We start from the raw sequence: 12,486 nt of genomic DNA on the forward strand, positions 1-12,486 counted from the left end.
TCTGCTATGACCGTACACGCCCCCCACCGCACCAGACCGACCGAGCCGCCGCGGTCCGCCACCGGCGCCGCCACCCCGGTGGAGACGGTCTGGCTCGACCTGGCGCGGATCGCGGCCATCACGGCCGTGGTCCTGCTGCACGCCGTGGCCACGGTGGTCACCCGCGACCACACCGACCTGGGCTCGGCGACCTGGTGGACCGCCAACGTCGTGGACTCGCTGGTGCGCTGGTGCGTACCGGTCTTCATCATGATCAGCGGGGCGCTGCTGCTCGCGCCCCGCCGCGAGGGCCTGCGCTCCTTCTACCGGCGGCGGTTCAGCCGCATCGGGATCCCGCTGGTCGTCTGGAGTGCCTTCTACCTGTCCGTCGACCTGTTCGTCAAGCAGGAGACCGACTGGATCGGGGCGCTCCACCGGATCCTGGCGGGCCAACCCGTGCTGCACCTGTACTTCCTGTTCGTCCTCGCCGGGTTGTACGTGCTCACCCCCTTCCTCAGGGTCTTCGTCGCCCACGCGCCCACCCGCATGCTGTGGTGGGCGGCCGCCACGGCGATCGGCCTGGGCGTGGCCGACCAGGCGATCTCCGCCTTCGCCGGGATCGGCGAACCCAACGCCGTCACCCGCTTCCTGCCCTATGTCGGCTACTACCTCCTCGGCTACCTGCTGCGCGACACCACCCTGGGCAGGCGCGGCGTGTGGACCGCGACCGCCGTGCTCGCCGCGAGCGTCGCCGCCACCACCGGCGTGGTGGGCGCCACCGCACTCGCCCACGGCGAGTGGAACGCCCAGGCCGCCTACACCTACGACTACCTCTCACCGACCGTCCTGGCCATGTCCGTGGCGCTGTTCCTGCTGTTCAAGCCGCTGGCCGCCCGGTGGCCGCGGCTCACCTCGGCCGACCGCGACACCACCGCCCCCCGCAGGCGGCTGCGCACCCTGGCCGACCTCAGCTTCGGCGTCTTCCTGGTGCACCTGGTCATGCTGCGGGAACTGCGCGCGTTCACCGGCATACCCGACCACCCGGTCGCCATGGTCGCCACCGTGCTCGCCCACACCGCCGTCGTCCTGGCGGCCAGTCTCGCCGTCACCGCCGTGCTCCGCCGGGTCCCGGGACTGCGCGCTACGGTTTAGAGCCGTGAGCCCCGATCCCGCACCGTCACCGCCGAGTGCGTCGGGCGGGCGTGCCGTCCGAGGCCGCGACCCCCGGCGCCGTCGTGCCATCCTGGACGCCGCCGACACCGTCATCCAGCGCGACGGCCCCGACACGCCCATGGCCGTGATCGCGGCCGAGGCGGGGATCAGCAAACCCATCCTGTACCGCCACTTCGGCGACAAGAGCGGCCTGTACCGCGCGCTGGCCGAACGGCACGTCGACCCGCTCATGGAGCGGGTCCGCGAGGAGTTGCGCGAGCACACCGGCCTGCGACCGCGGGTGCGCGCCACCGTCGGCACGTACCTGCGGATGATCAGCGACAACCTCAACCTCTACCGCTTCCTGATGCACCGCGCCACCGCAGAGGACCCGCGCACCCGGGGCGACGTCGGCATGATGGTGCGCCGCTTCGGCGACGAACTCGCCGAGACGCTGACCGCCGAGCGCCACGTCGCCGACCCGGTGCGCGCCCAGATCGTGGCGCACGCCGTCGTCGGCATGGTCCGGGCCGTGGGGGAGTGGTGGCTGGACCATCCCGAGATCGCCTACGAGGACGTCATCGCCGACCTGACCGAGGCGGTCGTGGGCGCCGTCACCGGCGACGAGCCGAGTCACCCGTCCTGAGACCGGCACCGGGGGACCGGAGGGCCTCCAGGCGGTCCCGACCCCGCAGACCCCGCCCCGGAAAGGTCAGGACTTGACCTGGAGTGCACTCCAGCATCCAGGCTTGTGACCCATGGCCGACTACTACACCCCCGGCGAGGTGGCCCGAAGGTTCGGACTGAGCCTGGACACCCTGCGCTACTACGAGAAGGAGGGGCTGCTCACCGAGGTGGAGCGCGCTCCCTCCGGACACCGCCGCTACCGGGCCGACGATGTCGAACTCCTCGACCTGGTGCGCTGCCTGCGCGACACCGACATGCCCATCGCCCGGCTGCGCGCGTTCGCCGAACTCGTCCGCGACGGCGACCACACGGTCCCGCAGCGCGTCGAGGCGCTGGAGACGCACGACGCGCAGCTGACCGAGCGCATCGCCGAACTGCGCCGCCGCCAGCAGACCATCCGCGACAAGATCGACTACTACAGGGGCGTTCTCGCCGAACGCCGGACCGAGAAGCAGAAGGAGGAGGTCAGCTGATGCGCTACACGACCATCGGCAGCGGGGACCGGGCGCGGCGGGTCAGCGCGGTCTGCCTGGGCGCGATGAAGCTCGGCAGCCAGGTCGGCGAGGAGGAGTCCTTCGCCATCCTCGACCGCTTCGTCGAGCGGGGCGGCACGTTCGTCGACACCGCCAACAACTACCAGTTCTGGGTGGAGGGGTTCGTCGGAGACGAGAGCGAGACCCTGCTGGGACGGTGGCGGGCCGCGCGCGGCGTCACCGACGAGATCCTCGTCGCCACCAAGTTCGGCGCCCGACCCCGCACCCCCGGACGGGGGTTGGAGGACGCCGAGGGGCTGTCCGCGGCCGCGGTGCGCGCCGCCGTCGAGGGCAGCCGCAAACGGCTCGGCATGGACCGCCTCGACCTGGTCTACCCGCACATCGAGGACCGCTCGGTGCCGCTGGAGGAGACCCTGGGGGTGCTGGCCGAACTCGCCGAGGAGGGCCAGGTGGGCCTGCTCGGCGCGAGCAACCACCGGGCCTGGCGGCTGGAGCGGGCGCGCGCCCTCAGCGACGCCCGGGGATGGCCCCGCTACGAGGTCGCCCAACTGCGCTACAGCTACCTGCAGCCCCGGTTCGACATCCCGCTCCCCGAGGCCGGGCACGTGCACGCCACCGCCGACCACCTGGACCACATCGCCCAGGAGAACCGGGACGGCCGGCCGCTGGCCCTGGTCGCCTACACCTCCCTGCTCCACGGCGCCTACGTGCGCGCCGACCGGGAGCTGTCGCGCCCCTACGGCCACCCGGGCACCGAGGCGCGGATGGCGGCCGTGCGCGAGGTCGCCGCGGACAGCGGTGCCACCGCCAACCAGGTGGTGCTGTCCTGGCTGATGGGCGGCGACCCGGCGGTCATCCCGCTGGTGGGGGTCAGCACCGTCGCCCAACTCGACGAGGCGCTGGACGCGGTCGACGTGGAACTGACCGCCGACCAGCGGGCCCTGCTCGACGCGGCGGGCTGAGCACGCGCCCGCCGCCCCCGGCGACCCGCGGCCCCGGACCGGTGTGTCCGGGGCCGCGGGCGTCAGGGGCCTCCTCCCAGGATCCGGGCGGCGAGGTCGCCCACCCCCGCCCGGATGCGGGGCCAGTCGTATCCCCGGTCGAGCAGGGCGCGGTTGAGGTCGGCGTCGAGCGCGCCCAGGAGCACGTGCGCGAGATGGTCGGGATCGGGGACGTGGGCGCAGAGGAGGGCCAGATGGCGGTGCCAGAAGTGGTAGGCACCGATGCGGTACCGGGCGCCCGGCGCGGCGGTCTCGGAGAGTCTGACCAGTTCCAGGTGGTCGGCGAGATAGGAGACGTAGGCGTCGAGGAACGCGGCCACACGCTGCTCGGGGGGCGCCCCCGGTCCCAGCGGGGGATCGCCGGACAGCACCGCGGCCTGGAGTTGGCGCTCCCGTTCGTCCAGCAGCGCGGCGACCAGTCCGGACTTGTCGCCGAAGCGGCGGAACACCGTCCCCTTGCCCACGGCGGCGGCCTGCGCGACGGCGTCCATGGTCACGCCGTCCACGCCGTGCTCGGCGAAGAGGCGGGCGGCGGCCTCCAGGATGCGTCGCCGGTTGCGGGCGGCGTCGGCCCGTTCCCTGGGCGGGCGGCGGGCCGTCTGGTTCGGGTCGTCGGTCACCCGCACAGCGTACTAGACAAGCGGACTGGGGTCCGTTACATTGTGGAATGTAAGTGGACCGTAGTCCGGATAGGGGTTCTCCATGACCAGACTCATCAGCAGGGAAGAGCTCGAGGAGCGGATCGCCGCCTCAACGGTGGTCGTCGTCGACGCGCTCGGCGGTGCCTACTACGAGCAGCAGCACCTGCCCGGCGCCGTCGCCCTCACCGAGGACCAGGTGGCGGCCCGGGCCGGGGAGCTGCTCCCCGACAGAGACGCCACGATCGCCGTCTACTGCTCCAACCCCGCCTGCGGCAACAGCCAGGCCGTCGCCACGAGGCTGGAGAAGCTCGGCTACACCGACGTCCGCAAGTACCGCGAGGGCATCCAGGACTGGGTGGAGGCAGGGCTGCCCGTGGAGAGCTGCGCCCTGGCCTGAGCCCGGGCCCGACGCGGTCGCGCTGCCGGCAGGCCCGGGGACGGGCGTCGGCGCGGGGCCGCAGGCAGCCAGGGGCCTCCCGCATGCCCCGGCCGGGGAGGCGTCACCAGCCTCCCCGGCCGGGGCGTCTGGTGCGCGGACCACGGCGGTGATCACGGCTCGGGAGCCCGCCGCCGGGACACCGGGGGGAGTGCCCGGGCGCCCGCGCGGGCTCCGGGGACCGGTGCGGGAAGGCCGAGGGGTTCGTGCGACCCGGGGCTGAGGGGCGTGGAACCCCCACCCCTGGGGGCGGTTGGGAAGCGGCACAGGACACCTCCTCCGAAGGGGGCTGTGCGACCTCAGCCTGGAGGGGGTTCCAGGTGGCCTCGGCCCCGTGGGGGTGAGAAGTGCGGTGGGTGGGGCCCGCCCCCTCCGGCGCGCACCTCGTCCAGTCGCGCGTACAGCGGGCAGATCCGCTCCTGTTCGGCGGCGCCGGCAGAGCGGGGGCGGTCGCCGGTGCGGACGAGTCCGGGGCATCAGCTGGTGAGGCCCCATATCCATGATAAACTTGTTCAGAAATACTCTCTTTTCCGGGTCGGAGAGAGCCTTCGCCGCTCCGTAGGCTCCCCGAAACCATGCGTCACGCGCTACACTGTTGCGCATGCGACCGACACTGATGACTCAGCACCAGTGGTGGCGCCGCTGCTAGGCGGCGTTTGTGGCTCGCATTTCCGACGACCAGCGACCGCCCGGACCGGCGGTCGTTTCTGCTGTCCGCGGGGCCGGGTGTCTACTGATACCGAACGACCAGATCAGCGAAGGACCGGCCCGTGGACGACACCTCCTACTCCTATTCGACCGGCGGGGGCATCACCGTGCACCGCACGGCCCTCCCCTGCGACCCCGGCGTGCTCACCGAGCTGACCGCCAACGTGGAACAGCGCCGGGGCGGCGTCCTGTCCTCCGGTATGGAGTACCCCGGACGCTACAGCCGTTGGCACCTGGGATACGTCGACCCGTGTCTGGAGATCGCCGCGCGGGGCCGACGGATCGGCGCCGCAGCCCTCAACGACCGCGGCCGGGTGCTGCTGCCCGCCGTCGTGCGGGCCCTGACCGCCCACGGCGACATGGTGGCCCGCACCGGCGACTCGGTCGAGGTCGCCGTCCCCGAACCGGAGCCCGACGAGTTCTTCACCGAGGAGCAGCGCAGCCGCCGCCCCAGCGTCTTCTCCGCGCTGCGCTCCCTGGTGGGGCTCTTCTCCCACGACGGCGACCCCCACCTGGGGCTGTACGGCGCGTTCGGCTACGACCTCGCCTTCCAGTTCGAGCCGATCGAGCAGGTCCTCGACCGCGACCCCGCCGACCGCGACCTGGTGCTGCACCTGCCCGACGAGATCGTCGTGCACGACCGCAAGCGCGAGACCTGCCTGCGCCACTCCTACGACTTCACCGTCCCCGCCGCCCTCAGCGGCCCCGCGGGCGGCACCACCCGCGGGCTGCCCCGACTCACCGAGCCCACCCCGCCCGTGGTGGCCGCCGAGGTGCCCCCGCCGCCCGAACCCGGCTCCTACGCCAGGGTGGTGACCGAGGCCAGGGAGCGGTTCCGGCGCGGCGACCTGTTCGAGGTGGTGCCCAGCCACCGCCTCTACGCCCCCTGCTCCTCCCCGGCGCGCTTCTACGAGCGGCTGCGCGACCGCAACCCCGCCCCCTACGAGTTCTTCTTCAACCTCGGCGAGGGCGAGTACCTGGTCGGCGCCTCCCCGGAGATGTTCGTGCGGGTCACCGGCCGCCCCGGCGAGGGGCAGCGCGTCGAGACCTGCCCCATCTCCGGGACCATCGGGCGCGGCGCGGACGCCGTCGGCGACGCCGAGAACATCAAGGAGCTGCTGTCCTCCCCCAAGGAGGAGTCGGAGCTGACCATGTGCACCGACGTGGACCGCAACGACAAGTCACGGGTGTGCGAGCCCGGCAGCGTGCGGGTGATCGGCCGCCGCCAGATCGAGATGTACAGCCGCCTCATCCACACGGTCGACCACATCGAGGGCACCCTGCGCGCCGGGTTCGACGCCTTCGACGCCTTCCTCACCCACATGTGGGCCGTCACCGTCACCGGAGCCCCCAAAACCTGGGCGATGCGCTTCATCGAGCAGCACGAGAGCGCCCCCCGCCGCTGGTACGGCGGCGCGGTCGGCGTCGTCAACTTCGACGGCTCGATGAACACCGGCCTGACCCTGCGCACCGCGCACATCAGGGACGGCGTGGCCACGGTGCGGGCGGGCGCGACCCTGCTCTACGACTCCGACCCCGACGCCGAGGAACGCGAGACCTTCCTCAAGGCCCGCGCGCTGCTGGAGACCCTCACCGACGGCGCCGACGCCGCCCCCGAGCCCGAGGTGCGGGCCCGTCCCGTCGAGCGGGCGGGAGCGGGCATGCGGGTGCTGCTCGTCGACCACGAGGACTCCTTCGTCAACACCCTGGCCGACTACGTGCGCCGCCACGGCGCCGAGGTCACCACGGTGCGCTACGGCTTCGACCCGGCCCTGCTCGACCGGATGCGCCCGGACCTGGTGGTGCTGTCCCCCGGGCCGGGGCTGCCCTCCGACTTCGCGATGGGCGCGCTGCTGGACGAGCTGGACGCCCGCGCCCTGCCCGCCTTCGGGGTGTGCCTGGGCCTGCAGGGAATGGTGGAGCACGCCGGAGGCGAACTGCTCACCCTGGACGAGCCGATGCACGGCAAACCCAGCCTGGTCCGCGTCACCGGCGGCGACCTGCTGGCGGACCTGGGTGAGGACGGCCACTTCACCGCGGCCCGCTACCACTCCACCTACACCACCCCCGACCGGGTGAAGGGCTTCGGGGTCACCGCCGTCGTGGAGGACGGGGGAGACCCGGTGGTGATGGCCGTCGAGAACGCCGAGAGCAGGCGGTGGGCGGTGCAGTTCCATCCCGAGTCGATCCTCACCGCCCGGGTGGGCGAGCGGATCGTGGCCAACGTACTGCGGTTGGCGCGCGGCCGAACGATCTGATACCAAAACTTTGTCCGGCTTGACCTGCGGTTTCGGTGGAACCTGGTAGGCGGCCGTTTTTTCGGGGAGGGCCGGGGCAGCGACCGGGACATGAGCGTACTGAGCATTCTTCTGCTGATTCTCGGAATCGTGCTGATCGTGGCCGGTGTCATGGCTCTCCTGCGCAGCCAGATGCTGTGGGGCATCGTCCTGATCGTCGTCGGCGTCATCCTGGCCCCCAGCAGCTTCCTGGGGTTGTGACGCCCACCCTCCGCCTGCTGCTAGGTTCGACTGCGGTCCCGGGCCGCGCTCGGCGCGGCCCGGGACCGAGGACACGGACCTGAGCAGGGGGAACAGAACCGGTGAAAAGCGTCGAGCCCGAAGTCCACCTGGTCGCGCGACCGCAACTGGACTATGACGAGATCGCTCGCTACCTCGCCGACGTGGGCGGCAGCGGCTGGCTGGAGCGGCTGGACCGGGGAGAGCTCGACGGCCCCCTCAACGATCCCCAGAACCTCGCGGAGTTCGCCGGACGGCTGTGCTACCGCTCCTGGGAGCCGGGACTCAACCCCAACGTCACCCGGGTGCGCACCGACCAGGACGCCTACCTGTCCAACATCCTGGCCAGCATGCACGGATCGGTGCTGGAGCACGTCAGCTTCAGCTTCGTGCTGCACAACGTCTCGCGGGTGGCCACCCACGAACTCGTCCGGCACCGCCCCGGCGTGGCGGTCTCCCAGGAGTCGCTGCGCTTCGTGCGCCTGACCGACCTGCCGTTCTGGTTCCCCGACTGGGCCAGGGACGACCCCGAGCTGATGGCGCGCGCCACCGAGCTGCTGGGGCGGATGGAGGAGTTCCAGCGCTGGATGGCCGACCACTTCGGCCTGGACGAGGAGGGCGTACCCTTCGCGGTCAAGAAGCACCGCACCTCCTTCATGCGCCGCTTCGCCCCCGAGGGGGTGGCCACCGGGTTGGTGTGGACCGCCAACGTGCGCACCCTGCGCCACACCCTGGAGGTGCGCACCGCCCCCGGCGCGGAGGAGGAGATCCGCCTGGTGTTCCACAGGATCGGCGAGGTGCTGGTCAAGGAGGCCCCCGCGCTGTTCGGCGACTACACGGTCACCGACGGCGCCTGGGTGCCCGAGTGGCGCAAGGTCTGAGCCGCCGGACCCCGAGGCGTCTCACCGCCGGAGTCCGGCGGCCCGCGCCTCGGCCGCGGCGATGCCCCGGCGGCAGGCCCCGGCCACGTCGCGGTGGGCGCGCAGCCGCGCCCACAGCCCGGGCGGGCGCACCGGCTCCGCCGGACCGCCGGCCGCGTCGGCGACGGTCAGCGTCGCGCCCTCCAGGCGTCCGCGCCGGTGCCAGCGCTCCCAGACTCCGAAGTCGGGGCTGTGGTGGTGGGAGAAGACGTAGCCGTCCCCGCCCGGGGCCTCCAGCGGCTCGCCGTCGAGCCGCCGCAGCCCGATCCGTGCCCCCCGCCGGTCCGGCCACTCGGAGGCGCTCACCACGTCGACAGCCGGTCCCCGCGCGCCCGCGCGGACCAGCAGGGCGTCGGCCGCCCCGGTGCGCGTCGGCAGCGGGCGCTCCTCGGCGGCGTCGAGGAGGGTGACGAGCACGCGCGGCACCCACCACCAGTTCTCCCGGCGGGCCAGCAGTCCGCCCGCGCGCTGCCGCGTCGGCGGGTGCTTGCGGGCCTCCTGCTCCAGCAGCGCCTCGACGAAGACCTCGCCGTCCAGGTCGTGGGTGACGCGCACCGGTCCGGTGGCGGTGGCCGCGGCGGACCCGGTCGGCAGGGCGCGGGCGTCGGTGACGCTGAGCGCGGCCCGGCCGTCGGTGAGCGTGTCGGCGAGCGCGAGGTGGGCGAAGGGCAGCGCGACGCACGGATGCCCGTCCAGGACGAGCGGGACCACGGGAACGCCGACCGGACCCGCGGGGGAGAGCCAGGACAGTTCCGCGGTAACCGACCGATCCCAGATTGTGATGATGGATGTCACTAAGCTCCCTTTGTTGTGACTTGGGCCTCATGCTACCTTCGGGGGGATCTTGACTCAGTCGACCGGCGGTGTCACGGACCGTGCGCGGCGACCCCGCGCCCCGAGGCCACCGCCGCGACCGAAGGAGCGGACATGCCTGCCGTCGTCGTGCTGGTCGCCGTCTTGGCGCTCTTCGCCCTGGGATATCGGTACTACTCCACCTACCTCACCCGGCGCGTCTACGCGCTGGACCCGAACTACGTGACCCCGGCCCACCGCTACTCCGACGGGGTCGACTTCGTCCCCACCAACAAGCACGTCCTCTTCAGCCACCACTTCATCTCGGTCGCCGGGGCCGCCCCGATCGTCGGTCCGGCGGTCGCGGTGTTCTGGGGCTGGGGGCCCGCACTGCTGTGGGTGCTGCTGGGCACGATCTTCGCCGCGGGTGCGCACGACCTCGGCGCGCTGGCGGTCTCGGTCCGCCACAGGGCCAAGAGCATCGGCACCCTCGCGGGCGAGGTGGTCGGCAGGCGGGCCAGCGTCCTGTTCCTGCTGATCATCTTCTTCCTGCTGACCCTGATCAACGCGGTCTTCTCCGTGGTCATCGCCAACCTGTTCGTCGCCAACCCCAGCGCGGTGCTGCCCGTGCTGGTCACCATCCCGTTGGCCATCGGCGTGGGCCAGTACGTCTACCGCACCCGCACCGCCGCGCTGCTGCCCTCGCTGGTCGTGCTGCTGCTGATCTACGCCTCCATCCCGCTGGGCCTGCTCCTCCCGATCACGCTGGACCCGCTGGCCGCGGCGGTCGGCCTGACCCCCAAGACGCTGTGGATCGTCCTGATCTTCGGCTACGCCTTCGTCGCCTCCCGGCTGCCGGTGTGGCTGCTGCTGCAGCCGCGCGACTACGTCAACCAGCAGCAGATGCTGGTGGCGCTGGCGGTGATCCTCCTCGGCGTCGCCGTCGGCCTCAACACCATCGCGGCCCCGGTGGTCAACGACGTCCCCGAGGGCTCCCCGCCGTGGTTCCCCCTGCTGTTCATCACCGTCGCCTGCGGCGCGATCTCCGGCTTCCACAGCCTGGTGGCCTCGGGAACCACCGCCAAGCAGCTCGACAAGGAGACCGACGCCCGCTACGTCGGCTACATGGGGGCGCTCGGCGAGGGCACCCTCGCGCTGTGCGCGATCCTGGCCTGCACCGCGGGGGTCGCGGCGACCCGGGCCGACTGGAACGCGCTGTACCCCGACTACGCCACCGCGTCGGGCGGCGCCACCGGCAACTTCGTCAACGGTGTGGCGGCGTTCGCCGGCAACATCGGCATCCCCGAGACCGTCGGCGTCATCTTCGCCGCCGTGGTGGTCATCAGCTTCGCCTCCACCACCATGGACACCGGCGTGCGCCTGCAGCGCTACATCATCCAGGAGATCGCCGAGATCGCCCGGATCAGGCCGCTGGCCCGCAACCTCACGCTGGCGACCTCGGTCGCGGTGGTCGTGCCGCTGGCCCTGGCGCTGATTCCCGGAGACTTCGCGTTCGGCACCCTGTGGCAGCTGTTCGGCACCACCAACCAGCTCACCGCCGGACTGGCGCTGGCCGTCATCGCCGTGTGGGTCACCAAGAACAGCCGCAACCCGCTCGCGGTACTCGTTCCGCTGGTGTTCCTGCTGGTGATGACCTCCTGGGCGCTGGTGGTCAACCTGGTCCGCTTCGCCACCGCCGCCGACCCGGTGCAGGCGTTCCTGCTGGCCCCGCTCGACGCGGTCATCTTCGTGCTCGCCCTGTGGCTGATCGTCGAGGCGGCGCTGGCGCTGCGCCGGGCCTGGGCGGCGCGCGCGGAACGGCCCGCGGCGGAGGGCGCCGAAGCGGGTGCGGCCGAGGAGAAGAGCACCGACACCGCGGAGGCGGGCGACCGGTGAACGGAGGCGGTCCGCTCACGGCCCGCCTCGCGCACGCCTGGCGGCGCGCCGAGGCCCTCCACGAGGAGTGGTTCGCGGCGCGCTGGCGGCACGCGCTGCGCCGCGACGACCGGAGGCAGGCCGACACCTTCCGCGCGCTGCTGCTCCTGCAGACCCTGGGAGTGGACGACCCGGTGGCCTACGAGACGCTCGACCTCGTCCCGTACCTGGTCGCCGACCTGCACGAGTGGCACCGGCGTATGGGACGCGAGGAGTTCGGCGACCCGGGGGTGTGCTGTTGAGCGGGGCCGCCGTCACCTTCGTCGGCGGCAAGGGCGGCGTCGGCAAGACCACGCTGGCCGCCGCCCACGCGCTGGCCCTGGCCGACGCGGGACTGCGCACCCTGGTCGTCTCCGCCGACCCCGCGCACTCGCTCGGCGACGCCCTGGGGGCGCGGCTGGGGGACCGCCCCCGGAAGGCGGCCGAGAACCTGTGGGCGGTCGAACCCGACGCCGAGCAGACCGTGCGCCGCCGGATCGCCGAGGTCGCCGACGACGCCCGTGCCGCGGTGCCCCGGGAGGTCATGCCCGCGGTGCACCGCCACCTGGAGCACGCCGCGGCCTCCCCGGGGATGGTCGAGTCGGCGCTCAACGACCGGCTCGTCGACTACCTGGAGCAGGTGCCCGGCCGCTGGGACCGGCTGGTCGTGGACAGCGCCCCCACCGGCCACCTGCTGCGGATGCTCGCGCTGCCGACCCTGCTCACCCCGTGGATCCGCGGGTTGGCCCGGCAGCGCGAGCGCGCGGTCGCCGCGGACCGCTTCGCCGAGGGAGTCCTCGGTCCGGTCGGCGGTGCCGAGGACGACCCCCTGCTGGAGCGGCTGCACGCGCGGCGGCTCCGCCTGGAGACCGCGGCCGCGCGGCTGCGCTCCGACGCGGTGGTGTGCCTGGTGACCCTGCCCCGCCGGATGGTGCTGGCCGAGACGCGGCGTGCGGCCGAGGCGCTGACCGCGCAGGGGTTCACGCTGGGGGTCGGAGTCGTCAACCAGGTCCCGCCCCGCCCCGACGCGCAGGTGATGGAGCAGGTCCGGGCGGTGTTCGCCGCCTCCGGCGTCGTCGAGGTGCCGCTGCTGGACCGGGAGCCCATCGGTGTTGCGTCGCTGCGCGCCCTGCCGCCCCTGCACCCACCGCGGAAGGCTCCGCACTGACCCGCGGGCGGCCGGGCCGCGGCCGACATGCCACGGACTTTCCCGCAAAAGACGCACACGGGCGTGTGGTGCCCGAGA

The 12,486-nt window shown here is 72.8% G+C and carries 13 protein-coding genes; 11 read left to right on the plus strand and 2 right to left on the minus strand.

Going from position 1 to position 12,486, the window contains the following annotated elements:
- Positions 1–6: 6 nt before the first annotated feature.
- The 4 genes from NI17_RS04615 (at position 7) to NI17_RS04630 (ending at position 3,274) form a co-directional block, all read left to right on the plus strand.
- Positions 7–1,131 carry an acyltransferase gene (locus NI17_RS04615; protein WP_068692957.1) on the plus strand — a complete coding sequence of 375 codons (1,125 nt, stop codon included), beginning with the start codon at positions 7–9 and terminating at the stop codon, positions 1,129–1,131.
- Positions 1,132–1,135: 4 nt separating this feature from the next.
- Positions 1,136–1,777: a TetR/AcrR family transcriptional regulator gene (locus NI17_RS04620; RefSeq protein ID WP_068692958.1), complete on the plus strand. Its 642-nt coding sequence runs from the start codon at positions 1,136–1,138 to the stop codon at positions 1,775–1,777.
- A gap of 112 nt (positions 1,778–1,889) precedes the next feature.
- Positions 1,890–2,291: a MerR family transcriptional regulator gene (locus NI17_RS04625; RefSeq protein WP_068692959.1), complete on the plus strand. Its 402-nt coding sequence runs from the start codon at positions 1,890–1,892 to the stop codon at positions 2,289–2,291.
- A complete protein-coding gene (locus NI17_RS04630) occupies positions 2,291–3,274 on the plus strand; it encodes an aldo/keto reductase (RefSeq protein ID WP_068692960.1) in 984 nt (327 codons plus the stop codon). Before NI17_RS04625 ends, NI17_RS04630 begins: the two co-directional genes overlap by 1 nt.
- A gap of 62 nt (positions 3,275–3,336) precedes the next feature.
- On the opposite strand, the gene NI17_RS04635 is transcribed toward NI17_RS04630, so the two are convergent.
- Positions 3,337–3,933: a TetR/AcrR family transcriptional regulator gene (locus tag NI17_RS04635; protein ID WP_068693007.1), complete on the minus strand. Its 597-nt coding sequence runs from the start codon at positions 3,931–3,933 to the stop codon at positions 3,337–3,339.
- An 82-nt stretch (positions 3,934–4,015) separates the two neighbouring features.
- On the opposite strand from NI17_RS04635, the gene NI17_RS04640 reads away from it, so the two are divergent.
- The 4 genes from NI17_RS04640 (at position 4,016) to thyX (ending at position 8,495) form a co-directional block, all read left to right on the plus strand.
- Complete coding sequence (locus NI17_RS04640; RefSeq protein ID WP_068692961.1) at positions 4,016–4,351, plus strand: rhodanese-like domain-containing protein; 336 nt, start codon at positions 4,016–4,018, stop codon at positions 4,349–4,351.
- A gap of 809 nt (positions 4,352–5,160) precedes the next feature.
- Complete coding sequence (locus tag NI17_RS04645) at positions 5,161–7,356, plus strand: anthranilate synthase component I (RefSeq protein ID WP_068692962.1); 2,196 nt, start codon at positions 5,161–5,163, stop codon at positions 7,354–7,356.
- Positions 7,357–7,455: 99 nt separating this feature from the next.
- Entirely contained in the window at positions 7,456–7,596 is a 141-nt protein-coding gene (locus tag NI17_RS04650; RefSeq protein WP_234402063.1) for a GPGG-motif small membrane protein, read from the plus strand.
- Positions 7,597–7,697: 101 nt separating this feature from the next.
- Entirely contained in the window at positions 7,698–8,495 is a 798-nt protein-coding gene (gene thyX / locus NI17_RS04655; protein ID WP_068692963.1) for an FAD-dependent thymidylate synthase, read from the plus strand.
- Between the two features lie 21 nt (positions 8,496–8,516).
- On the opposite strand, the gene NI17_RS04660 is transcribed toward thyX, so the two are convergent.
- Positions 8,517–9,329: a hypothetical protein gene (locus NI17_RS04660; RefSeq protein WP_243597610.1), complete on the minus strand. Its 813-nt coding sequence runs from the start codon at positions 9,327–9,329 to the stop codon at positions 8,517–8,519.
- Positions 9,330–9,461: 132 nt separating this feature from the next.
- On the opposite strand from NI17_RS04660, the gene NI17_RS04665 reads away from it, so the two are divergent.
- From NI17_RS04665 to NI17_RS04675, 3 genes are read left to right on the plus strand one after another with little or no spacing between them, the layout of a single operon-like run.
- A complete protein-coding gene (locus NI17_RS04665; RefSeq protein WP_068692964.1) occupies positions 9,462–11,222 on the plus strand; it encodes a carbon starvation CstA family protein in 1,761 nt (586 codons plus the stop codon).
- Positions 11,219–11,503, plus strand: a complete 285-nt coding sequence (locus NI17_RS04670) for a cory-CC-star protein (RefSeq protein ID WP_068692965.1) — start codon at positions 11,219–11,221, stop codon at positions 11,501–11,503. Before NI17_RS04665 ends, NI17_RS04670 begins: the two co-directional genes overlap by 4 nt.
- On the plus strand, positions 11,494–12,408 hold the full coding sequence (locus NI17_RS04675; RefSeq protein ID WP_068692966.1) for an ArsA family ATPase: 915 nt from the start codon (positions 11,494–11,496) through the stop codon (positions 12,406–12,408). The genes NI17_RS04670 and NI17_RS04675 overlap by 10 nt, the downstream gene beginning before the upstream one ends.
- Positions 12,409–12,486 lie beyond the last annotated feature (78 nt).

The organism is Thermobifida halotolerans, from assembly GCF_003574835.2.
Classification (GTDB): domain Bacteria; phylum Actinomycetota; class Actinomycetes; order Streptosporangiales; family Streptosporangiaceae; genus Thermobifida; species Thermobifida halotolerans.